The sequence below is a fragment of the Streptomyces sp. NBC_00988 genome, assembly GCF_045162645.1.
Taxonomy (GTDB): domain Bacteria; phylum Actinomycetota; class Actinomycetes; order Streptomycetales; family Streptomycetaceae; genus Streptomyces.
Map to the genome: position 1 here is coordinate 10,959,102 of NZ_CP108730.1, position 22,695 is coordinate 10,981,796.

Annotated in this window: 20 protein-coding genes; 11 read left to right on the top strand and 9 right to left on the bottom strand. The window is 70.7% G+C overall.

The features are described from left to right. Window positions 1–48: 48 nt before the first annotated feature. Both OG496_RS49445 and OG496_RS49450 read right to left on the bottom strand, forming a co-directional pair. Entirely contained in the window at window positions 49–462 is a 414-nt protein-coding gene (locus tag OG496_RS49445; RefSeq protein ID WP_033280331.1) for a Zn-ribbon domain-containing OB-fold protein, read from the bottom strand. A 149-nt stretch (window positions 463–611) separates the two neighbouring features. Next, a complete protein-coding gene (locus OG496_RS49450; protein ID WP_405976858.1) occupies window positions 612–1,292 on the bottom strand; it encodes a TetR family transcriptional regulator in 681 nt (226 codons plus the stop codon). A gap of 176 nt (window positions 1,293–1,468) precedes the next feature. Here OG496_RS49450 and OG496_RS49455 point away from each other — a divergent pair, with 176 nt between their 5' ends. The 3 genes from OG496_RS49455 (at window position 1,469) to OG496_RS49465 (ending at window position 4,268) form a co-directional block, all read left to right on the top strand. Beyond that, window positions 1,469–2,593: a substrate-binding domain-containing protein gene (locus tag OG496_RS49455; RefSeq protein ID WP_405975582.1), complete on the top strand. Its 1,125-nt coding sequence runs from the start codon at window positions 1,469–1,471 to the stop codon at window positions 2,591–2,593. 71 nt (window positions 2,594–2,664) lie between these two features. Then, window positions 2,665–3,519: a hypothetical protein gene (locus OG496_RS49460; RefSeq protein ID WP_405975583.1), complete on the top strand. Its 855-nt coding sequence runs from the start codon at window positions 2,665–2,667 to the stop codon at window positions 3,517–3,519. 92 nt (window positions 3,520–3,611) lie between these two features. After that, window positions 3,612–4,268 (top strand): peptidoglycan-binding protein, encoded by a 657-nt coding sequence (locus tag OG496_RS49465; protein WP_405975584.1) that lies wholly within the window; start codon window positions 3,612–3,614, stop codon window positions 4,266–4,268. Window positions 4,269–4,535: 267 nt separating this feature from the next. Here OG496_RS49465 and OG496_RS49470 read toward each other — a convergent pair whose 3' ends face one another. The 5 genes from OG496_RS49470 to OG496_RS49490 all read right to left on the bottom strand — a co-directional run bounded on the left by OG496_RS49470 (window position 4,536) and on the right by OG496_RS49490 (window position 11,136). Beyond that, a complete protein-coding gene (locus tag OG496_RS49470) occupies window positions 4,536–4,910 on the bottom strand; it encodes a hypothetical protein (protein WP_019064417.1) in 375 nt (124 codons plus the stop codon). 365 nt (window positions 4,911–5,275) lie between these two features. After that, window positions 5,276–6,196, bottom strand: coding sequence for a MurR/RpiR family transcriptional regulator (locus tag OG496_RS49475; protein WP_019064418.1), 921 nt, complete (start codon window positions 6,194–6,196; stop codon window positions 5,276–5,278). A 67-nt stretch (window positions 6,197–6,263) separates the two neighbouring features. Then, window positions 6,264–7,997: an ArnT family glycosyltransferase gene (locus OG496_RS49480; protein ID WP_405975585.1), complete on the bottom strand. Its 1,734-nt coding sequence runs from the start codon at window positions 7,995–7,997 to the stop codon at window positions 6,264–6,266. Window positions 7,998–8,089: 92 nt separating this feature from the next. Further along, complete coding sequence (locus tag OG496_RS49485) at window positions 8,090–10,018, bottom strand: phosphatase PAP2 family protein (protein ID WP_405975586.1); 1,929 nt, start codon at window positions 10,016–10,018, stop codon at window positions 8,090–8,092. A 218-nt stretch (window positions 10,019–10,236) separates the two neighbouring features. Next, the gene (locus tag OG496_RS49490) at window positions 10,237–11,136 is read right to left on the bottom strand and encodes an N-acetylglucosamine kinase (RefSeq protein WP_405975587.1); all 900 of its coding nucleotides are present in this window, start codon (window positions 11,134–11,136) and stop codon (window positions 10,237–10,239) included. Window positions 11,137–11,431: 295 nt separating this feature from the next. On the opposite strand from OG496_RS49490, the gene OG496_RS49495 reads away from it, so the two are divergent. The 6 genes from OG496_RS49495 (at window position 11,432) to OG496_RS49520 (ending at window position 19,712) form a co-directional block, all read left to right on the top strand. Next, a complete protein-coding gene (locus OG496_RS49495; protein ID WP_405975588.1) occupies window positions 11,432–12,565 on the top strand; it encodes an ROK family protein in 1,134 nt (377 codons plus the stop codon). 278 nt (window positions 12,566–12,843) lie between these two features. Then, on the top strand, window positions 12,844–14,166 hold the full coding sequence (locus tag OG496_RS49500) for an extracellular solute-binding protein (protein WP_366491507.1): 1,323 nt from the start codon (window positions 12,844–12,846) through the stop codon (window positions 14,164–14,166). A 119-nt stretch (window positions 14,167–14,285) separates the two neighbouring features. Next, entirely contained in the window at window positions 14,286–15,200 is a 915-nt protein-coding gene (locus tag OG496_RS49505) for a carbohydrate ABC transporter permease (protein WP_405975589.1), read from the top strand. After that, window positions 15,197–16,099: a carbohydrate ABC transporter permease gene (locus OG496_RS49510; RefSeq protein ID WP_366491505.1), complete on the top strand. Its 903-nt coding sequence runs from the start codon at window positions 15,197–15,199 to the stop codon at window positions 16,097–16,099. The genes OG496_RS49505 and OG496_RS49510 overlap by 4 nt, the downstream gene beginning before the upstream one ends. 2 nt (window positions 16,100–16,101) lie before the next feature. Continuing rightward, window positions 16,102–17,820, top strand: coding sequence for a hypothetical protein (locus OG496_RS49515; protein WP_405975590.1), 1,719 nt, complete (start codon window positions 16,102–16,104; stop codon window positions 17,818–17,820). 53 nt (window positions 17,821–17,873) lie between these two features. Continuing rightward, complete coding sequence (locus OG496_RS49520) at window positions 17,874–19,712, top strand: hypothetical protein (protein WP_405975591.1); 1,839 nt, start codon at window positions 17,874–17,876, stop codon at window positions 19,710–19,712. Between the two features lie 6 nt (window positions 19,713–19,718). Here the strand turns inward: OG496_RS49520 and OG496_RS49525 are convergent, their stop codons facing one another. Further along, window positions 19,719–20,399 (bottom strand): nucleoside/nucleotide kinase family protein, encoded by a 681-nt coding sequence (locus OG496_RS49525; RefSeq protein WP_405975592.1) that lies wholly within the window; start codon window positions 20,397–20,399, stop codon window positions 19,719–19,721. 114 nt (window positions 20,400–20,513) lie between these two features. Between OG496_RS49525 and OG496_RS49530 the strand changes: the two genes are divergently transcribed. Beyond that, window positions 20,514–20,909, top strand: coding sequence for an SgcJ/EcaC family oxidoreductase (locus tag OG496_RS49530; protein ID WP_366491501.1), 396 nt, complete (start codon window positions 20,514–20,516; stop codon window positions 20,907–20,909). Window positions 20,910–20,923: 14 nt separating this feature from the next. On the opposite strand, the gene OG496_RS49535 is transcribed toward OG496_RS49530, so the two are convergent. Beyond that, window positions 20,924–21,799, bottom strand: a complete 876-nt coding sequence (locus OG496_RS49535; protein WP_405975593.1) for an LLM class flavin-dependent oxidoreductase — start codon at window positions 21,797–21,799, stop codon at window positions 20,924–20,926. Window positions 21,800–21,964: 165 nt separating this feature from the next. On the opposite strand from OG496_RS49535, the gene OG496_RS49540 reads away from it, so the two are divergent. Continuing rightward, the gene (locus tag OG496_RS49540) at window positions 21,965–22,588 is read left to right on the top strand and encodes a TetR/AcrR family transcriptional regulator (RefSeq protein WP_405975594.1); all 624 of its coding nucleotides are present in this window, start codon (window positions 21,965–21,967) and stop codon (window positions 22,586–22,588) included. The last annotated feature ends 107 nt before the right edge of the window (window positions 22,589–22,695 follow it).

Genomic DNA, 22,695 nt, shown 5'->3' on the forward strand with positions numbered 1-22,695 from the left:
AGGGCTGTTCGGACGCGGTCCGTGGGTCGACGCCGATCGGGGTGAGGCTCAGTGCCAGGCGCGGTACGGCTCGTCGAGGAGCTGGAAGACCGGCTCGCCGCGCACCGGGTCCTTGGCCGTGGACAGCCGGACGCGGTCACCGCTGTGGATGCCGATCGGCGGGCCGATGACCCGGCCCCGCACCACGAAGCCCTCGGCCATCTCGATCAGCGACACATTGCGGGCGGCGGGGGTGTTGCGGTGCACGACCGTGGAGTGGCGGACCGTACCGGTGCCCTCGCTGCGCTCCGTGCGCAGGTCGCCGCCCTGACAGACCGGGCACAACAACCGGTGGTACATGGCGGTGCCGCACCAGGTGCAGCGCTGGAAGAGGATGGTGTCCCCGTCCGCGGTGGGCGGATCGAGGAGGCCCGCCGGGGAGCCGACTGCCGGACGGGTCGCGAATCCTGAGTGGTGGTACACGCTGTCAACTCCCTGCGCTCGGCCGGAATCCCGCGCGCGCGGCTGAGCCGGGCACGCATGTGCGCGGCTCGCCGTGCCACCGTGCACGGCCTCAGCGTATGGCACTCAGTGCCAGGCGTAAAGATACTGCGTACCCTGGCTTTTCCGGTTCAGTCGCGACCGAACGCGGACTCGATCTCCTGGACGACGCGCCACATGGGGGCGTCACGCCGGGAGACGACCACTACGACGTCCTCGGGCCGCTGCTCCCGGTGTACGCCGGCGGGCCGCACCGGAGGGTGTCCGAAGGCGGACTGCACATACCCCAGGGCGTGGTCCACCTCGGCACCCGCGTCGCGCTGCCCGTCCGAACGCAGCCAGGAACGCAGGGCGTTGTTGTGCGCCGCGACCACGGCGGCCGCGATCACGTCCGCCTGCAGGGTGCCGTCGCGCCGCCCGGCGAAGCGCCCGCGCAGATAGTCGGCGAGGGCGCGTTCGTAGCGCCACACGACCGACAGCTCGTACGCGCGCAGCCCCGGCACCTTCTTGGTGAGGCGGTAACGCTGCACGGAGAACGTCGGGTTCTCGTTGTACATCCGCAGCACGAGCCGGGCCGCGTCGCAGACCCGCCGCACGGGTTCGTGCTCGTCGCCGCCGGAGGCGAGGAAGGCCGTCATGTCGGCCAGGCAGCGTTCGTGGTCGGGGAAGACCACGTCCTCCTTGGACGGGAAGTAGCGGAAGAACGAGCGCCGACCGACCCCGGCCAGCGCCACGATGTCGTCGATGGTGGTCTGTTCGTAGCCCCGCTCCAGGAACAACTGGAAGGCGGCCGCCACCAGGGCGTCCCGCATGGGCGGCTTGGAGCTCATGGACGGGAACGTAGCACCAGGCCGGCACGGATGGCACTCAGTGCGCTCCGGGTGGGGACTGAGTCCCCTCGAAGGGCTGGAGCGACCGATGCGATCAAAACGATCGATACGATCCGCCGCATAGAGTGACCGCGACCAGTTTCACCTCAGGGGGACCCATGCGACCGCACGTCGACCAGCGCCATGAGCGGGTGCTCGAACTCGTCCGTGAGCGCGGCAGCCTGCGGGTCGCCGAGCTCGCGGCCGAACTCGGCGTCTCCGCCGTCACCCTGAGGCGGGATGTGGAGGCGCTGGCCGGCCAGGGCAGGGTGCACCGGCTGCACGGCGCGGTGGTGTGGCCGGGCGGCGAGAGCGCCGTCGGGATGCGGGCGGCGCGACAGAAGTCCGCCGAGGCCGCCGATTCCGCTCCCTCCGCCGAGGGCGTTGTGATCGGAATGATCGTGCCGACCACCGCCTCGATCTTCGCCGACATGGTGCGCGGTGCCCGCGAGGCCGTGGGAGCGCGGGGCGGCCGACTGGTGCTCGGAGTCTCCGGATACGTCGACGCGGAGGACGCCGTCCAGGCCGGGCACCTCCTCGCGGGCGGTGCGCAAGGGCTGCTCGTCGCGCCCAGTTGGCCGGGCGGTGTCCCCGTCGGCGGCCAGGAACAGTGGCTCCTCGACCGGGGCGTGCCCACCGTCCTGGTCGAGCGTTCCGCCCCGCCCGGCAACCCCGCCGCCGCCCTGGACCGGGTGCGCACCGACCGCGCCCACGGGGCCGCCATCGCCGTCGGACACTTCGCCGCCCTCGGCCATCACCGGATCACCGCGGTACTCCAGGACGGCCCGCACGCCGCGCAGATCAGCGCGGGCTACGAGGCGGCCGTACGCTCCCTGGGCCTCGACGACGCCCGGGGTGCCCCGTCTGTCCGCGAACACGGCGACTACGAGTCGAGCGTGGACTACCTGGTCGACGCGGTCCGCGAGCGCGGAGTCACCGCCGCCCTCGTGCACAGCGACGAGGACGCGATCGTGCTCGTGCCCCGGCTCCAGGCGCGCGGCATCCGGGTCCCGGACGATCTGGCACTCATCGCCTACGACGACGAGGTCGCCCCGCTCGCCGACGTACCGCTCACCGCCGTGGCCCCGCCGAAGCGGGCGGTGGGGGAGTCGGCCGCGAAGCTCCTCCTGCAACGGATCGCCGAGCGAGGCGGCGGACGCCGGCCGGCCCCGCGTCAACACGTCGAACTCCTCCCCGAGTTGAGGATCCGCTCGTCCTGCGGAGCCGGAACGCTCGTCCGGTGACCACGGGCCGACCGTTTTGATCATTCCGCGCGAACGCTCTCGGTGAACGCTCTCGACCAAGGAGAACCGGCATGCCCTCCACACCCCTCGCCCGCCCCCGCGTCCTGTACGTCACCGACCTGACGTACCCCGCGCGCGGGCGCCGCTACTGCGACGAGGACATCGACCTGACCTCCCGGCTGCGCGAGGACTTCGACCTGGCGCTGTGCCATCCGCTGGACGCGGCCGCGCTGATGTACGGCTTCGACGCGGTCGTCGTCCGCAACAGCGGTCCCGTACTCGGCTACCAGGCTGAGTACGACGCGTTCCGCGAGCGCGCGCTCCGCACCGGGGCCCGTGTCTACAACCAGCTCTCCGGCCGGGCGGACATGGCGGGCAAGCAGTACCTCCTCGACCTGAGCGCCGCCGGGTTCCCGGTCATCCCGACCGTCGACCGCGTCGAGGACCTGGACCGGCTGCCCCGCACGGACCGCTATGTGGTCAAGCCCAAGCTCGGCGCCGACTCCATAGGGCTGGAGATCGTCCCGGCCGACCGCCTGCCCGCGCTGACCGACGGAAGCGTCCTCGTCCAGCCGTGCGTCGACTTCTCGTACGAGGTGTCCTTCTACTTCGTCGACCACGACTTCCAGTACGCCCTCTACGCCCCGGACACCGAGAAGCGCTGGCAGCTGGAACCGTACGAACCCGCCCCCGAGGACCTGGAGTTCGCGCAGCGGTTCATCGACTGGAACGGCATCGACCACGGCATACAGCGCGTCGACGCCTGCCGCGCCCCGGACGGCGGACTGCTCCTGGTCGAGCTGGAGGACCTCAACCCCTACCTCTCCCTTGAGGCGCTCGACGACACGCGGCGGGACGCCTTCGTCGCCGCGCTGAAGGCCTCCCTGCACCGGTTCGTCCAGGCCTCACCGTCCTTCTGTGAGTGAGCGCGTGCCGCACTGAACTCCGGTGGCCGTGCGCGCGTATCTCTCCAGGGGGATGGCGGACATCCGTGCGCGCGGAACGGAAGGAGAGCAGTGTGTCTACACCGCCCGAACCGGGATCGTCGTCCGGCGGCCCGGTCCTGGAACCCGCCCGAGTCCTGCGCCGCCGCCGCTCCGACAACCTCGCGGAGCTGCTGCGGGAGCCCCGCCGGGACTCCTCCGTCTTCGAGTCCGTGCCGGTGCCCCGGCCGTTCTTCGGCTCCGAGGCCGAGACACAGGAACTGCCGCCCGTACCCGGCGAGTCGCACCCGCTGCCGGCCACCGGCCCCTTCGGACCGGGTCTGCGCCGGGCCGCGATCGTGGTCGGCGTGAGCGCCGCCGCGCTGGTCGGCTTCGCCTGCGCCCTGCTGCTGCCGGGCAAGGGAGAGGCCAGCACGGCCCAGCCGATCAGCACGCCGACTCCGGTGGCGTCCGCCACGGCCAGCAGTGCCACCACCGGCGACCCGGACGGCGCCGGCACCCTCCGCGAGGGCGACAGCGGCCCCGAGGTCAAGGAGCTGGAACAGCGGCTCCTGCGCATCCCCAACGTCTACGAGAACGGCTCGACCAGCGGGCAGTACGACGCGACGCTCACGGCAGCGGTCGCCCGCTTCCAGCTCTGGTACGGCATCCGGGGCGACGAGAACGGCGTGTACGGCGACGACACCCGCAAGGACCTGGAGTCCCGCACGGCGCTCGACAACGGCCAGTAGGCGTACGGGTTTCGAGCACCCGGGGTTTCGAACACGCGGCAAGGCCTGCGGAAAGTCGGTGGTGACGGGGCCGTAGAGCCTCATCATGGACAGCGCGGCGCCGCAGGTCGGCGGTGTCGTGCCCGTTCCGAACCGAAGGCCATTCCGATGAGCGGCTCCCGCGTTCCCGGTCTGATCCTGCCCGGAGTCCTGCTGCTGGCCCTCGTCGTGGGCGTGTTCTGGTACTGGCGGCACCGCGACGACGACTGACCCCGGCCGGCGGTGGGGTCAGCGTCCCGTGCTGTGCCCGACCAGGGCCTCGGTCACGGCCCGCACGCTGCGCGCGATGTGCTGGAGCTGGAGGACCTCGGCGGCGTACAGCTTGATGGTGTGCTCGATGACCGACTCGGGCAGGCCGATGCCGGGCAGGTCGGCGCGCGCGGTCTGCAGGGCGGTCCGGGCCACCCGGATCTCGTGCTGGACCTGGATCTGCGCGTGGCGGGCGAGCAGCACGGGGTGGCGGATGAACGCGGGGTAGCTGGCGTAGCGGGCCGGCACCAGCTCGCGCAGCCACTTGGCCGCCGAGCGCTCCCAGTCGTAGCTGCCGGGCGTCTTGACCTGACAGGGCCAGTCCTGGCTGATGCGCGTGGTGGTCAGTTGCATGTCATCGCTTCCCGGTGTGCGGCGTCGCGGGGGTGGGTCGACGGTGTGAGGCGGCCCCGGCCCAGGGGATGGCCGAGGCCGCCTTGGGCGCTCGCGGAGGCGATGCCCGACCGAACACGTCCGGCGCCGACGCGGGTAGGAGACGGCGGCTGGGCGTGCCCGTGAGAGGGCCCCGGGAAGCGGGTGTCGCCGGCGCGGCGGGTCGAGCGGAGGTGCGCATGGGCGGACCGGGCTTTCTCGGGGCGGGTGCGATCCGTGAGCAGTATTTATATATGCCGTCCGCTTTGCAAGGCGTATGAAAACATTCATGCGCGAAATGGGCGTAATCGCCCCGGTGTGCATGCCTATGAGGGGGGAGTGGCGGGTCAGTCCCGCATGAAGAACTGGTGCTGCTCGGCGATCTGCTCGTAGTCCTCCAGGCGGGCCTGGGTCCGCTCGGGATCGGCGTCCGTCATGGCCTGGAGCAGCGCGGAGGCCATCACGCCGGGAGCCGCGTACGAGTCGAAGACCAGGCGGGAGCCGGTGCCGGTGGCGAAGGTGACGTCGGCCTCGTCGGCCAGCGCGCCGAGCGCCAGATCGGTCACGAGGGCCACCTTGAGCCCGGCGCTGCGCGCCACCCGGAGCGTGGTGAGCGTCTCGTGCGCGTGCCGGGGCATGTCGAACGCGAGGAGCCAGGTGCCGCCCGCCTCGCGGGACTGCAGGATCGCGTCGTAGGCGACGCTCCCGCCGCGGGTCACCAGCCGTACGTCGGGGTGGATGCGGCGCGCCGCGTACGCGAAGTACTCGGCCAGCGAGACGGAGATGCGCAGGCCGAGGACGGTGAGCGGGGTGGACGCCGACAGTTCGCGGCCGACCTCGATCAGCCGGTCGGGGTCGGCGAAGTCCCGGCGCAGGTTCTCCAGGTTCGCGATCTCGGCGTCGACCGCGGCCTGCAGTTCGTTGCTCCGGTTCTCCTCCGCCGCGGGGCCGCCCGCGAGGGTCCGCAGGGCGATCGCCTGTAGCCGCTCCCGTAGCGCCGGGTAACCGCTGAAGCCGACCGCCGCCGCGAACCGGGTCACCGAGGGCTGGCTGACGCCGACGCGCTCCGCGAGGTCGGTGATGGAGAGGAACGCCGCCTCGGTGATGTGCTCGATCAGGTACTGGGCGATGCGCCGTTGGCCCGGTGACAGCCGTGGCCCGTCGAAGAGTTCCCTGAGTTGGGACGTCGGTGCCGCGCCGACTTCCGGGTCGGTTTTTCCCGAGGTGATCACGGATGCCTGGGCGCGTGCCTGCTGCGGCGATGGCACCGGTGCGCCTCCTTTGTCTCCCACAGCCACTCAACATAGCTCACAGAGCGTTGTGACCAGAGAGTGATCAGCGCCGGTAGATCGTGATCGAATGACCGACTTGATCGATCGGACGACTGCTGTCGATCAACTCGGCCAGTTTCCCCTGTGCTTTGTCGATCGCGGTGTCCGAGACGACCAGCAGCCCGTGCACATCGCGCACCCCTGCCTTGCGCGGATCGGCCGACTCGATGCCGTAGTACGACGGCACACCACTGCCCTTGTAGACGAGCCAGATCCGCTCGCCCGCGTACCGCTCGCGCAGCCGGTCTGCGAGGCGGCCGAGGTCCTGGCCCCAGTCCACGTTGGAGTCGTGCAGCCGCAGATAGGTCTTCGACGGACCGCCGAACGCCTCGTTGGAGTACGGCAGATAGAAGGGGAACGTCCGCAGCGAACTGACCGCGACGAACGCCACCAGCAGCCCCGTGGACAGCGGAGCCCACCGCCACCACGACCGCAGCGCCGGCACACAGGCCGCCGCGACCGCCAGGAACATCGGCACGAAGATCGCGTAGCGCGTGCCGAAGTCCCGCGAGCCGTCCATCGCCGTGGCCAGCAACACGGCGGTCGGGACCAGCAGATACGGCGCCGCGGGCCGCAACCGCCGTACCGCCACGACCGCGACGGCACCCGCCATCCACAGCGCGATCATGCCGAGCGGGGTCTTCACCATCAGTGCCACCGGCAGGTAGTACCAGTGCGACCCGGTGTAGAGGTGCCCGAACAGGAAGCCCTGCCACGGGTAGTCCTCCATGCCGAACTGGATGAGCATCCCGTCCCGGAACGCCCGCGGGAACGGCAACAGAGGAACCAACTGCCCGCGCAGCCCGTCGATGACGGGCACCGGCTCCGTGGACGTGAACCGCAGCTGCGGATCGACGACGAGATACGACGCCCATACGACGGCGAGCGCCACCACCGCCACCACGGCCGCGCCCACGACCCCGAGCGCCAGCGTCCGCAGCCGGGCAGCGCGTTCGGCCGGGCGGCGGGCGGACCACACCGACGCGACGGCGAGGAGCATGAGGACGGGGACGGCGGGCAGAGCGCTCATCTTCGTCGCCACGGCGGCCCCGAGCGCGGCCCCCGCGAGCGGCAGATACATCCGCGGTCGCCGTCTGGCCCGCCACAGCAGCCACACCGACGTCAGCAGAAAGCCGGCCTCCGGCACATCGAGCGTCGCCAGCGAGCCGTGCGCGACGACATCCGGCGAGAACGCGTACAGGGCGAGCGCCACCAACCCCCGTGCCGGGCCCACGAGTTCACGCGCGAACGCGAACACGACCAGCCCGAACAGCAGCGTCAGCACGATCACCGGCAACCGCGCCCAGAACATCAGCCGCCAGGGGTCGTTGCCCGACTCGTACAGCAGATGGCGTCCCAACGCCCCCTGGTTACCTTGGTAGTTGGCGTCGAAGTGTGGATCGGCGATCGCGATTCCGGCGGCGATCACCAGCTTTCCGAGGGGCGGGTGCTCGGGGTTGTAGTCGAGGCTGTGCTCGCGCAGATAGACGGTGGCCGTGGCCACGTACACGGGCTCGTCGATGGTCGGTGTCTGCTGCACGGCGGTCGTGACCATCACGGCGGCCATCTGCGCGAGCAGCACCACCACGAAGAGGGGCAACAGCCATCGCTTACGGCGCCGCAGCCCGGCGTAGAGGCGTGTCGACCGCGAGCCGTCGGCGCGCGGCGGCGAGTCCCCGCCACCGCCGTCGTCGAGCGTGTCGGGGTCGAGGACCGAGTGCTGTTCGCGCGCCATCATCCGCCCTGCGGTGAGGCCGGTCGCGTGGTGGCGGGAGCGAGCCGGGGCCGGGTCATGGCCCTACTGTCGCATCGCTCCCGCCACCAGGGGCGTCACCGCTTCAGGAGTCGTACCGACAGACCTTCCGCCGTATACACGGGTACGGCCCGCAGCTTGTCCGAGTTCACCGTGATGGTGTCGAACTGGCCGCGCAGCGAGGACGCGCTCAGGACCCGCACCGTGGAGCCCGCGACCGGCGGGTGCTCGGCGTCGAACCGCAGGGTCAGCGTGCTGCCCCTGCCGAGCGTCGCGCGCCGGGTGACCTCGACGGCGGGCTGGTGGCCCGAGCGGAGCGTGACCTCCAGGGTGGCGGACTGCTGGGTGTAGGCGCCGTGGATCTGCACGGACTCGGAGACCCGCAGCGCACCGTCGAGCACGCTCACGTCACCGTGGCCCAGCGCGTGCGCCGAACCGGCCACCAGCGCACCGGACTTGAGCACGGTCCCGCCGGTGTACGCGTTGTGCCCGGTCAGGGTGAGCGTGCCGGTGCCCTGCTTGGTCAGGCCGCCGCAGCCGTCGATGTCGTTGCGCCAGGTGTCGGCCGCGCCGAAGCCACCGGCCGCCGCGTCGAGGGCGACGACGACGTCGGACTCGAAGGAGCCGTAACCGTCCGCCGCCGCGAAGAGGTTGAGGCGGCCCCACTGCTCGAAACCGTCGAGCAGGACGTACCCGGACGGCAGCGCGGTGGTGCGCAGCACCTCGCGCCGCTGCGCCGCGTCGAGGTACGGCAGCCGGGTCTCCAGCAGCACTTCCGCGCCCTTGGGCACGGTCAGCGCCTTGTCACGGCCGCTGCGGGTCAGGACGTAGGTGAACTTGGGCTCCACCAGACGGGAGTTGGCGGTCCGGTCCGCGTACGGGTCGGTCGCGGTGGTCGCCGAGTGGGCGTAGGCGTACAGGGTGTCCGCCGTGGTGCCGGTCTTCGCCTCGAAGTAGGCGAGGGCCTGCGCGCGCGCCGCCGCCTTGAGCGCCGCGTTGGCCGGGTCGGCGAGCGTGGCGGCGGCCAGCGCGGTGGCCATGATGCGGCCGCCCATGACGTCGACCGCCGAGTGCATGCCGGCCATGATCCGGGTGTGGCTCAACTGGAAGGTGCGGGTGACCAGTTCCTGGAAACGCTCCGGCACGGCGTACGCGTAGGCGAGGCCAGCCAGGTGGAAGGCGTTGGTGTGACCGCTGGGGAAACCGCCGTCGTCGACCGGTGACGTGCTGCGCTGGCGCAGGAGTTGGGGCGCGACGACCACCTTCGAGTCGTAGACCGGGTAGCCGAGCGCGTCGACCGTGCCGGTGTCGACGACCTCGCTCTTCTCGTTCATGCGCCACGGACGCGGGTACTGGTAGGCGTACTTGCCCGGGTTGCCCGACGCGTAGTTGCCGCGCACGGTGTCGACCAGTTCGGCCACCTTGCCGAGCGCGGAGTCGTGCGAGCCGGCGCCGAGCGCGGAACCGGCGGGCGCGTCGGCGGGGACGGCGTCGTTGATCGTGGTGGCGGGCGTCCCGTCGGGAGCGCTGGTGATCGAAGTGACCGCCAGGGCACCGGACTTGTACAGGTCGGCCAGCGGACCCAGGCCCGCGATCATCGCGTAGCTCTGGTGCTGGCGGTCGTAGAGGAACGCCTCCTTCGCCTGGGCCTCGGTGCGGTGCGTGGTGAGGTCGACGCAGTACCGCACGTTGGCGCGCAGGATCTCGGGGCGCAGCGGCGTGCCGGTGTTCCAGGCGGCGCCGGTCTTCCATATCTGCGCCATGCCGCCGAGGACCCGGACCACGGCATTGGTCTCGGGCGTCAGGTTCGCGATGACGTTCGTCTTGTAGTCGTCGACGAACGCGAGCGGAGCCGTGGCGGCCTTGGCGTCCGCGGTGGCCAGCCAGCTGACCAGCGTGGGCGCGGCGACCACACCGGCCGAGGCGCCGAGCGAGGTCTTGAGGAAACCACGTCTGTTCACGGCGGGTCGAACGGCATTCGTGCGCTGCCCGGCGGGTGACGGCATGGGTGTGCCTCTCTTGAGTTCTACGGCCGATGAGGCCGGCGAGGTCGTGCGACCAGGGAGGGTGGTGCGATCGGCTGTGGTGCGGGGTGCACCGTACGACGCGAGAAAGCGCATACGTCAACTGGTGCGTACGTGCGAAGATTCGCGGCGAGCCGTGTCCCGTCGGAGGGGGTTCGGCGTCCACGACATGACCCCCGGGTGAACGGGGGCCGTGCGGTTCACAGGATCGATCGGGCCAATGCCACGGCGCCCTCGACGGGCGGCACTTGGATGGGCCACGGCCGCGCCCCCGGCACCCGCTCGGCGAGCGCGACGGTGAGGGCGTCGTACAGGCGGGGCTGGGCGAGGACGGTGCCGCCCGAGACCACCACGTCGTCGACGGGGACGCCGCGTTCGGCGAGCCGTACGACGAGTGCGGCGAGGGACCGGCCGGCCTCGGCTATCACCTCGCGCGCGAGGAGCGAGCCGGCGTCGGCCGCGGCGAAGACGACACGGGCGTGGCGCCCCCAGTCGGCGGAGACGTCGGAAGCGCTTTCCAGCGCGGCGCCGAGACCGGGCACTTCGGCCACGCCGAACGCCTCGACGAGTCCCAGGGCGAGTTCGTCCGGGGCCTCGCCGCGGTCGTGCGCTGCCCAGGCGGCGCGGGCCGCCTCGCGGACGAGACCGGCGGCGCCGCCCTCGTCACCCAACACCGCGCCCCAGCCGCCCACTTGGAGCCGGCCGCCGTCGGCGAGCAGACCCACCGCGACGGAACCGGTACCGGCGACCAGGCCGACCCCCTTGTCCAACCCGGCCGCGGGGACGAGCAGTTCGGCGTCCCCCACGACCAGTACGGGCACTTTGAGACGTTCCTCCAGCGCGGCACGGATCCCGGCGCACTGGCGGGGTGTCTCACAGGCGTGCCCGCCCACGGCGACCGAAGACGGGTGCGCGTCGGCGGGCAGGGTGTCCTGGACCAGCGCGGTCAGCCAGTCGGCGGCGGCCGCGGGGTCGTGCGGCCGCCAGCCGCTGCTCGCACGGATGTGGTCGGCCACGACATCCGTGCCCGCGCACGCGCGCACATGTGTCTTGGTGCCACCCACGTCGATGCCGACCACGAGGGGCGTGAAGTCCTGCACGGAACCTCTTTCGTCGTTGCGCGGTGCTGCGACGGCTGGGCGAACCGTGTCCGGGGGAACGGCAGTTCAAGCACTAGGGAAGCCCCGGGACGGGCTTCTGACGGACCACGGCAGGCGAGTACCGTGACGTTCGTTAGGAAGTTAACTAACGAAGTACAGTGCGTCAAGAGTCATCGCGAACTCGGTCACAGGGACCGTTGTCCGGGCCGCGTGACGTCAGGACATCCCATCGCCGCATCCCACGGACACCCATCGGGGACGCGGCCTGTGAACTGGGGGAAGTGTGGAACACGTCGTGGCGCAGGCGTCTCGGCTGACCGAGAGCGCGAGTGCGGTGTTCGCGGTGCTGGCGAGAGCCGGCAGTGCGACCCGGCCGCAGCTCGCGACCCTGGCGGGCCTGTCCAAGCCGACGGTGTCCTCCGCCGTGGTGGAACTGGAGAACGTCCGGCTCGCCGCCCACTCCGGCACCGCCTCCGGCGGCACGGGACGCAACGCGGCCGTATACCGTCTGGGCCCGGCCGCGGGCGCCGTACTCGCCGTCGATCTCGGCCCCGCCCTCACCCGGGTGCGGGGCTGCGCCCTCGACGGCACCCTGCTGGCCGAGGCCACCGGCTCCCGGGAGGATGCCGCCGACGCCGTGCGCGAGGCCCTCGGCGCGCTGCCCGCCGGCACCCCGCTGCGCACCGTCGTCGTCGCCGTCGGTGACGTCGCCGCGCGGGACCGGGCGGGCGCCGGGATGCGCCCCGCGACGGCCAAGGCGGGCCCGGTGTTCGACGCCATGACGGTCGCCCTGCCGCCGGGCGTGCCGGTCCACCTGGAGAACAACGTCAACTGCGCCGCCCTCGCCGAACTGCACGAGGGCGCCGCCCGGGGCCGCACCACCTTCGGCTATCTCCGGATCGGCGTCGGTATCGGCCTCGGCATCGTCGTCGGCGGCCATGTGCTGCGCGGCGCGAACGGCGCGGCCGGTGAGCTCGCCCGGCTGCCCTACCCCTGGGACGACGCCGTGGAGCCGCGCCGTGAGGCCCTGGAGGAGTACGTGGGCGCCCGCTCGCTGCTGCGCCGGGCGGCGGCCGCCTGGCCGGACACCGGCGAACCGTGCCCCGGCAGCGCGGACCAGCTCTTCGCCCTCGCCCGGCAGGGACACGACACGGCGAGCGCACTGGTCGGCCGGCACGCCGCCGACGTGGGCCGGCTGGCCGCCGCCGTGGCCGCCGTACTGGACCCGGGACTGATCGTCCTCGGGGGCAGCACGGGCACGGACCCGCAGCTCCTGCCCGGTGTACGGACCGAGCTGGGGCGGCTGAGCTGGCCCACCGAGGTGGTCAGCAGCACGGTCGGTGATCTCGGCACCGTGGTGGGCGCGGCCCGGCTCGCGGTCGCCAGAGGAGTCCAAACCGTGACCGATGGTGCGGGGGCGAAGGATTGACGGCCTCCGACTTGGTCTGCCAATGTCCGGACAAGCGCTTTCTAAGTCGGTCGGGACACCGACTTGGGGTGAGGCTTCTCAGCCCGTACGCGAAGTACGGCAACCGCACGAGGGTGTGCTTGTGCGGTGACGGCCAGGACGGCCGGGGATCTCACTCCGTGTGGACGACGCGGCCGGGCGAGGCCGTGCCCCCGGAAAGCGACCTTTCCTGCAAAATGCACCCGTGCCGCATCGGTCGGCGCCGTGCTCCGTCCCCTACGACGAAAAAGGGATCGAAGATGACCACTGTGGGTGTGCGGCGCTCCAGCCGACTCGGCCGCGGCGGCATGCGCCGCCTGGTTCCCCTCGCTGCCGTCGCTGTGTCAGGTGCCCTGCTGCTCTCCGCCTGCGGGTCGGGGTCCGGCTCGGGCGGTAACGCGAAGTCACTGACGTTCTGGATCTCCACGGTTCCGGGGCAGGACGCGGGCTGGAAGAAGCTGGTCGCGCAGTACAAGAAGGAAACCGGCGTCAAGGTCAAGCTCGTCAACATCCCCTACGACGGGTACACGACGAAGCTGCACAACGCCGCGCAGGCGAACTCGCTGCCCGACGTGGCGGACGTGCCCGCGCTGGACCCGATCTGGTCGAGCAAGCTGATCGACCTCAAGTCCATCGCGAACAACAAGAGCTACAACATCAACTCGAACTTCCTCGCGAAGGACTCGTCCGGGAAGGTGCTGGCGATCCCCTCGGACGTCACCGCGTCCGGCCTGTTCATCAACAAGTCGCTGTTCGAGAAGGCCGGCGTAGCCGTCCCGGCCTCGCCCGCGAAGACCTGGACCTGGACCGAGTTCATCGCCGCGGCGAACAAGGTGCGCGCGAAGACCGGCGCCAAGTACTCCCTGACGTTCGACCAGTCTCCGTCCCGGCTCCGCGCCATGGTGTACGAGATGGGCGGGAAGTACGTCCACGCGGACTCCTCCGGCAAGTTCTCGGCGGACGCCGCGACCAAGAAGGCCGTGGAGTACTTCGTCGGACTGAACGACGACAAGGTCATGCCGAAGTCGGTGTGGACCAGCGGCGCCGACCCGTCCGCCATGTTCCAGAGCGGTGACGTGGTCGCCTACTGGTCCGGCGTGTGGCAGGTTCCGGCCTTCGCGACGAGCATCAAGAAGTTCGACTGGGCGAGCGTCCCGACCCCCGCCCAGCCGGTGCAGGCCAGTGACGTCAACAGCGGCGGCATGATGGTCGGCTTCAACAACAACGGCGCCGCGGCCACCGCCGCGCAGAAGTTCATGTCCTGGGTGTACGAGCCGAAGAACTACACCGAGCTGGTCGAGACCTCCGGGTTCCTCCCGGTCGAGAGCGGTCTGACCCCGAAGTACCCCTTCAAGTCCGCGGCGGCGCAGGCGGCGTTCAAGCTCTACAACGAGGAGATCCCGCTCTACGCCCCGATCTCGGGCTACTTCAACAACGCGCAGACGAACTGGGTGCTGAAGGGCAAGAGCCTCACCGAGGACCCGACCAAGACGGAGCTCGGCAAGGCGATCAACGGCCAGCAGTCGGCCGACAAGGCCCTGCAGAACATCGTGGACGGCTACAACACGGCGGTCGGCGGCTGATCGTGGGCCGACGGGCCGGGCGGCGGAATCACCGCCGCCCGGCCCCGGTCGCCCACGTGATGCTGGGCTCATGACGTGAGCCCACAGCGATCCATTCCACCAGCACGGAAGTCAGGAAGATGACAAATAGCGCCGCGGACGTGTCCGTGAGGCCGCCCAGGAAACGACGTAGCACCTACACACTCGCGCCGCTCGTCCTCATCGCGGCCAATGTCGTGCTCTTCGCGCTGTTCTTCGTGTGGCCGGCGGTGATCGGGCTCGTCTACTCGTTCACGAACTACACCGGTGTGGGGGCGTTCCAGTTCATCGGGCTGGACAACTACCAGAACCTGTTCGGGGACTCCACCTTCTACGACGCGCTGTTCCGGACGCTGCTGTACGCCGTGCTCGTCGTCCCGCTGAACTTCGTGCTCGCGCTGTTCATCGCCAACCTGGTGGTGAGCAAGCAGGCCAAGGGCGCGTCGGTCGCCCGTGTCGTCTTCTTCATCCCGTGGCTCATCTCGCCCATCGTCGTGGGTGTCCTGTGGCGGTGGCTGTTCGGCGAGAACTTCGGACTGATCAACTACGTCATCGAGAAGCTCGGCGGAAGCGCCGTTCCGTGGCAGTCGAACGCCGACCTGTCGCTGGGCGTCGTGGTGATGGCGGGCGCCTGGTGGGGAACGGCCTTCTCGATGCTGCTGTTCATCGCGGCGATCAAGAACGTGCCGGTGTCGTACTACGAGGCGGCCTCGCTCGACGGTGCCGGCCCGTGGCGCCAGTTCGTCAGCATCACCCTGCCGAGCATCGCGCCCACCTCCTTCATCGTCATCCTGCTCAACACGATCAACGCGATGAAGGAATACCCGCTCTTCGTCTCCCTCAACAACGGCGGACCGGGCACGTCGAATAACCTGCTTGTCCAGTACATCTATCAGACCGGCTTCAACCGGGGCCAGATCGGCTACGCGAGCGCCGCGTCGTTCGTGCTCATGCTCATCCTGATGGCCGTCGCGATCATCCAGCTGATCGTCAACCGGCGGGTGGAGAACCGATGACAACCACAGACACGCCGCGTCCGGCCGGTGCCGACTCCGTGCGGACCCTCTCCAAGAGGCAGCGACGCAACGTGCGCGACGGTGGGCTCCGGCGCGCGGTACCCGCGACGACACTGCTGTGGATTCTGGCGGCCCTCTACGGGCTGCCGGTCGCGTGGTTCGTCCTCAGCTCCTTCAAGCCGGCGGGAGACCTGTTCTCCCTTCCGCTGACGGTGCTTCCGCACAACCCCACCGTGTCGGGCTACAAGGCGGCGTGGGACAGCGCCAACTTCTCCCAGTACTTCATCAACACGGCCATCGTGTGCGTGATCACGACGATCCTCACGGTGGGCGTCAGCTGCTGCACCGGGTACGCGCTGGCCAAGTACAACAACAGGTGGCTGAAGTTCTTCTTCCTCTGCATCCTGGCCACCACGATGCTGCCGTCGGAGGTCATGCTCGCGCCGGAGTTCCTGGTCGTCCGCAACCTGGGCCTCTACAACTCGTTCGCCGGCATCATCCTCCCGGCCGTGCTCACCGCGACCGGCTGCTTCATGTTCCGCCAGTTCTTCCTGACGGTCCCCGACGAACTCGTCGAGGCCGCGCGCATCGACGGCGCCCGTGAACTGTCGATCTTCCTGCGGATCATGGTGCCGATCTCCCGGCCCATCATGCTGACCCTCGCGATCCTGTCCTTCCAGTGGCGCTGGAACGACTACATCTGGCCGCTGCTGATGCTGAACGACCCCAACAAGTTCACCGTGCAGATCGGCATCCAGAGCCTCGTCGGCGCGCAGAACATCAACTGGTCGGTGCTGCTCGGCGGTTCGGTCATCTCCATGATCCCGCTGATCATCATCTTCCTGGTGTTCCAGCGTTACGTCATGAGCGCCGACATCAACGCCGGACTGAAGGACTGACCTTGCACACCCCGCTCGACCACGAGTTCGTCCGCGCCGCGGCCCGCGCCGCCGACCGGCCGGCCGCCCCGCTGGCGGCCGGCCCCGACGAGGAACCCGCCGGTGTGGCGCACCGTGGTCTGGCGCGCCGGGTGAAGACCCTGATCGCGGCCTACCGTTCCCCGGACTCGGCGCTGCACGGCAGCGGGCAGGCCGTCACCGCTGCGATGACGCACATCCGGGCCCTGCGGGCCGCGCAGACCGCCACCGGCCTCTTCGCCGGTGGCGACAACGTGCAGTCGCCGCCGGACTCCGCGTTCACCGTGAACGACGTGTGCGACGCGCACGTCCTCGCGGCGGGCGCGGGGCCGGAACTGCGCGAGGTCACGGCCGCGCTCGCCGACATCGCCGGCGCCGCCACCGCCAGTCTCCTGACCGGCGGGGTCCACACCCCGAACCACCGCTGGGAGTTGTCCGCGGCGCTGGCCCGGCTGCACCGCTCGTTCCCCGACGACCGGCTGCTCGACCGCATCGAGCAGTGGCTCGCCGAGGGCGTGGACATCGACGCGGAGGGCCTGTACTCGGAGCGCAGCGCCAACTACGCGGCCCACGTGTCAAACCCGTCGCTCCTGCTCCTGGCCGACGTCCTCGACCGCCCCGACCTGCGGGACGCCGTCGAACGCAACCTCACCGCGACCCTGGACCTCATCCGACCGGACGGCACGGTGGAAACCGTCCTCTCGCGCCGGCAGGACCAGAACCACCCGTTCCCGCTGGCGCCCTACCTCCCGCACTACCGGCTCCTCGCGATCCGCACCGGCCGCGGCGACTTCAGCCGAGCGGCGCACCTGGCGGCAGCCGACGGCATCGACGACCCCGACCTCCTCGCGGAGACCATCCTCACCCCGGACCTCTGCCGCGAGCTCCCGACACCGACGCCGGAACCCCTGCCCCGCGCCCGCTACATCCCCACGGCCCGCCTCGCCTCCCGCGCCTCCACGACCGCGCACAGCGTCGTCTACGGCGGCTCGGACGTGCCCGCGTTCCGGCGCATCCGCTCGGGTCTCGCCTGCAACCCCACCTTCCTGCGCCTGTTCGCCGGCGACGCCGTCCTCGACGCGGTCCGCCTCTCGCAGGGATTCTTCGACCTGGGCCCCTTCCGAGCCGCAGACATGGAGCAGCTGGCGGCCAACCGGTACCGGCTCACCGAATCCCTCTCGGCCGCCTACTACCAGCCGCTCACGCCGGACCTGCGACGGGACGACGCCGCCTACTACATGGCGGACGAGGGCCGCTTCTCCGCCGCGATGGCCTTCCCGGACCGGCCCCAGGACGAGGTCTCCCGGACGACCCGCGTCGACGTGGAGCTGCGCGAGGACGGTGCCGACCTGCGGATCGACATCAGCGGACCGCGGGTGCCCTGGGCCCTCGAACTGACCTTCCGTCCAGGGGGCGTTACCGAGGGCGCCGAACCGCTCGACGACGGACGCTGGTGCCTCACGACAGGGCCGCTGACCTACCGCGTCGGCGACGACGAGATCCGGGTCGAGGCCACCGTCGAGGCAGGCGAACCCCTCGCCGGACCGGACCGGAGCGACGTACTACGGTACGACCCGGGGCAGGACTACACCGTGGTCGGCGGCACCGACGCGACGACCGGGAACCGCGTCTACCTCGGTGGAAACGGCCCCCAGACACTGAGCGTCGCCCTGCGCGCCGGCTGCCTCGCACCCGCCCGCTGATCCCGACGACCCACGCCATGGCCACCTCAGGCATGAAGGGCTGATCCACCGCGATGCAACTCCCTCACCAGCGCGGCCCGTTGCACGACCTCCCCGACACCCCGGAGGCCTACGACGCGGTCCTCGCCGACGTCGTCGAGCAGGCCCTGCGACGTCTTACGCCGGAGGGCAACCTCGAACACCCCGACTGCTACGACGACATCGGGGACACGTCGCTCGGGATGACGTCCCTGCTGGCCTTCGCCTGGCAGCGCGGCAAGGACCCACGACTGCCGGAGGCGGTACGGCGCAGCCTCGCCTTCCACCTCCGGGAGCGCGTCTACACCGAGGACAACCCCGGCTACCCGAACCTGAAGGTCCGCAACTCCGGCCTCCCGTACGCCCGTTACGTCCTGGAAGCGGGCGCGCACCCCATCGGCGACTGGCCGAGCACGGCGTGGGCGCTGCTCCAGGCGGTCAACATCCTCGACGCGACGGACGGCCTCGTCGACGACGAACAGCGCACCGCCCTGGTCGAGTTGGCGCACGGCTACTGGCGCTGGCTCACCGAGGCGACCTTCTTCAACCCCCAGGAAGCCGGCAACCAGGCCATCGGCTGCGTCGTCGGCGGCCTGATGCTGGCCCGCCATCTCCCTCCGGAAGAAGGGGAGTCGGTCCGTACGCGCGCACTCCGTGTGTACGGCGACGAGATCCGCGCCCACCGCGTGAGCGACCGCGGCGCCCTCCTCCCGCCCGAGCACGGCGGCGCGTACGACAACAACTACGGCCCGATCTCCCTGTCGTTCCTCGCGCAGGCCCACATCGTCAGCGGCGAGGACGTCTTCGCCGAGGACGGGGAGGCGCTGGCCCGCTACATCGACGCCCGCCTCACCGACGGCGGCTTCGACAACGGCGGCCCGCGCTACAGCGAACAGCACTCCGGCTTCGAATCGGTCCTCGGCCTGCGCTACTTCGGCAGCCGTATCGGCTCCGACATCGGCCGCTACCGGGGCGACAGCCGCTGGGGCAGGCACGCGGCCAAGCCGGACGGGGGAGTGGACGGACACTTCGCATGGATGGTGGTCTGGCAGATCCAGGACACCACGCGCTGGCACCGGACACCGTCCACGACGCCCGCCCGGCATCAACTCCGGTCGGGAACCGTCTCGGTGGCCTTCGACAGCAAGATGACCCCGTCACTGGTCGAGGCCGACGGCACCTACTACCTGCCCGCCGCCGTGAACCGGCAGCACGGCTTCGGGCCTGTCGTCGACGGCTTCCTGCTGTGCCGCCCGATGGGCGAGGTACGGGTCCGGGATCTCCAAGTAGACGGACTCACAGCCAAGTTGGTCACCAAGCCGGTCGTCGGCCGCGACCACGTGCTGCGGCACGTCCGCTCCCTGTACGTCACGGACGGCACGCGTCTGTGGATGACGGTGGCCCTCGAACTCCTCGACGGAGCCCCGTACTTGCTCGCCGGGCTGCCCTACGCGGCGGACGACGGGGACCGGGTGCGCAGGACGGCGGAGGGTGACGTCACCTCCGCGGGCGCCCTGCGCCTCACCCACCCGACCGACCAGGGCGCCGACCACTTCGACGCCCGCTCCGAACTCACGCAGGAACAGGCCGCGTTCGCGCTCGCCGCCGACCCGCGCGGCTACGGCAACCCCGACGAGGGCTGGCGCCACCTGGTCAGCTCCACGGCACTGGAGGCCGACCCGGCACCGGGCGCCCCGGAGAACCTGCACGTGTTCGCCGTGCGGTACGGCCCCGGAGCAGGGGAGTTCTCGCCCGCCTTCGAGACCGGCGAGGACGGTCTGACTCTCACCGTCCGTACGGAGGCCTTCACCGCGGTGATCGGCGACCCGGCGGGCGACGCCGACGCCGAGCCGGAGCTCACCCTGCTGGCCTGAGGGTCCTCAACTGCCTGCCCGCGCCGCCGAGTTCTGCTCCGGCGCGGGCAGTGCACCGAACGGCACGACCAGGTCCGCCCGGTCCCGGGTCGCCGCCACCAGGTCGGCGTTGCGCTGGTCGGTGCCCGACACCCAGGCCACCGCGGTCTCGTGGTCCTTGCCGAACTCCTCGTGCCGGGCGACGAGTCGGCGGACGCGCTCGTCCTCGTCGACCTCGCAGAACCACACCTCGTCCAGGCACGGCCGTACCCGCGCCCATGAACCCGCCTCCAGCAGAAGGTAGTTGCCCTCCGTCACCACCAGCCGGGCTGTGGGCAGTACCGGGATCGCGCCGGCGATCGGCTGCTCCAGCACCCGCTCGAAGCCCGGCGCGTACACCACTTCGTCGGTCTCCTCGCGCAACCGCCGCAGCAGCGCCGCGTAACCGGCCGCGTCGAAGGTGTCGGGCGCGCCCTTGCGGGCGCGGCGGCCCAGGCGGTCCAGTTCGACGTCGGCGAGGTGGAAGCCGTCCATGGGGACGTGCGCGACCCACGGTTCCGCGCCGCTCCCGTTCAGCGTCCGCACCAGGTGCTCGGCGAGCGTTGTCTTGCCCGCGCCGGGGCTGCCGGTGATCCCGAGGACGGCCCGTCGGCCGGGGGCGGCGAGGGCGGTGGCACGGGTGAGGAGTTCGTCGAAAGTCAGCGGCACACGGAGAGTGTGCCATCCGTCTCGGTTGCCCGGCCGGGGCGATGATGTGCGGAAGATCGGGGAGTCGACCCGACAGAGAGACCATGGAGTGGGGGACAGGAACAGGAGCCGTCCATGACCGACGACGCGACACAGATCCGCACCCTCATCACCGGCTGGGCCGAGGCCGTCCACCGCGGCGACCTCGACCGCGTCATGGCGGACCACACCGAGGATCTCGTCATGTACGACGTCCCGCCGCCCCACGCCGGCATCCACGGCCTCGCCGCCTACCGCGCCACCTGGCCGCCGTTCTTCGACTGGCAGGCCCAGGGCGCCTGCTTCGACATCGACTCCCTCGACATCACGGCCGGCACGGACGTCGCCTACGCCCATGCCCTGCTCCGGTGCGGCACTCCCGAGGAGTTCGCCGAACACCCCACCCTGCGCCTACGGCTCACCTTCGGCCTGCGCAAGGAGCGGGGCCGGTGGCTGGTCGCGCATGAGCACCACTCGTTCCCGCACGACTGAGGCTGGAAGGGCGCTCAGGTCGACTTCCTGATCAACTCGTCGGCGACCCAACGTGCTGTTCCGGCGGGGTAGGGCGCGGGCAGTCCGAGGACGATGTGGTGGAAGCCCGCGTCGAGTGCCTCGCGGATCGCGGCTCGGGTGGCCTCGGGACGGTCGTAGGAGACGGAGAGGTGGATGGAGCGGGTGATCGTGGCGGGGTCGCGGCCGATCTCTGTGCAGTAGCGGTCGAGGAGTGCGCTGCGGTGGGTGGCGTCCTCGATGTCGCCGCCGGGGATGTTCCACAGGTCGGCGTGTTCGGCGACCACGCGCAGGGTCGTGGCCGCGCGTCCGCCGATGAGGATCGGCGGGTGGGGGCGCTGGACGGGCTTGGGGTTGCCGAACGCTCCGGTGAGGTGGTGGTGGGTGCCGTGGAAGTCGAACGGTTTCTCCTCGGTCCACAGCCGCCGGATCACCGTGCAGGCCTCGGCGAGGCTCGCCACGGCGTGCGCGGAGTCGTGGAAGGGGAGGCCGTGCGCCTCGTACTCCCGCCTGGCCAGGGGATGGTCCGGGCGGGAGCCGACGCCGATGCCGAAGTCCAGCCGTCCGCCGGAGACGATGTCGACGGTCGTGGCGATCTTCGCCAGCACCGCGGGCGGCCGGAAGCGGTTGCTCGTCACCATCACGCCGAGCCGCAGGCGCCGGGTCTGCGCGGCGAGGGCGGAGAGCAGCGTCCAGCCCTCGAAGGCCGGGCCGTCCGGGTCGCCGCCGATCGGCATGAGGTGGTCGAAGAGCCAGGCGTGCTCGATCTCCGGGACGGTGTCCGCCTCGCGCCAGACGCGGAGGAGGTCGTCGTAGCCGACCTGCATGGGAGCGGTCATGATCCCGAAGCTGGGGCGGGGTGTGTGGGGCATGGTGGCGTCCGTTCTCCTGCACCGCTCATCCGCACCGCGTGGTGGCAGGCGTGGCTTGGTCGTCCGGCCTCTGATCTGGCATCATAGGCAAGCGGAACCTTGTTCCGGAAAGAATACGGAACGCGGTTCCGGTTTGGCAAGTCGTGAGGGCGGAGGAGTTGCGCGGTGAGTGGGAACGGTGCGGATGCGGGGCGCGCGGCCAAGGCGGACGGGCAGGCCGGGAAGGCGGACGGGCAGTCCAAGCGGGCCGACGCCCGGCGCAACAAGGAGACCCTCCTCGACGCCGCCGCCAAGGTCTTCGTCGCGTCCGGTGTCGACGCCCCCGTGCGGGACATCGCACGCGAGGCCGGCGTCGGACTCGGCACGATCTATCGGCACTTCCCGACGCGCGCGGATCTCGTCATCGCCGTCTACCGCCACCAGGTCGAGGCCTGCGCCGAAGCGGGTCCTGCGCTGCTGGCGAGCAGTGCCACGCCGTACGCCGCGCTGCGGGAGTGGATCAGTCTCTTCGTCGATTTCCTGGTCACCAAGCACGGACTCGCCGCGGTGCTGCGGTCCGACACCGCCGGCTTCGAGGCGCTGCACGGCTACTTCCTGGACCGCCTGCTGCCCGTGTGCGCCGAGCTGTTCGACGCGGCGGCCGCCGCCGGTGAGGTCCGGTCCGACCTGACCGCCTACGAGATCATGCGCGGCGTCGGCAACCTCTGTGTCGGCGCGGAGGGTGATGAGCGCTACGACGCGCTCCGGCTGGTCGACGTTTTCGTCGCGGGCCTGCGCCTGGCGCGCTGACGCGGTCGCCCGTCTCGTTCATGTGCGGGTAGCCGGAGTGTCATCTTGCGGTCATCTGGTGCTGAGACGTTCGCTCTGTCGGAAAAGTTGGCTATACAACTTGGCGA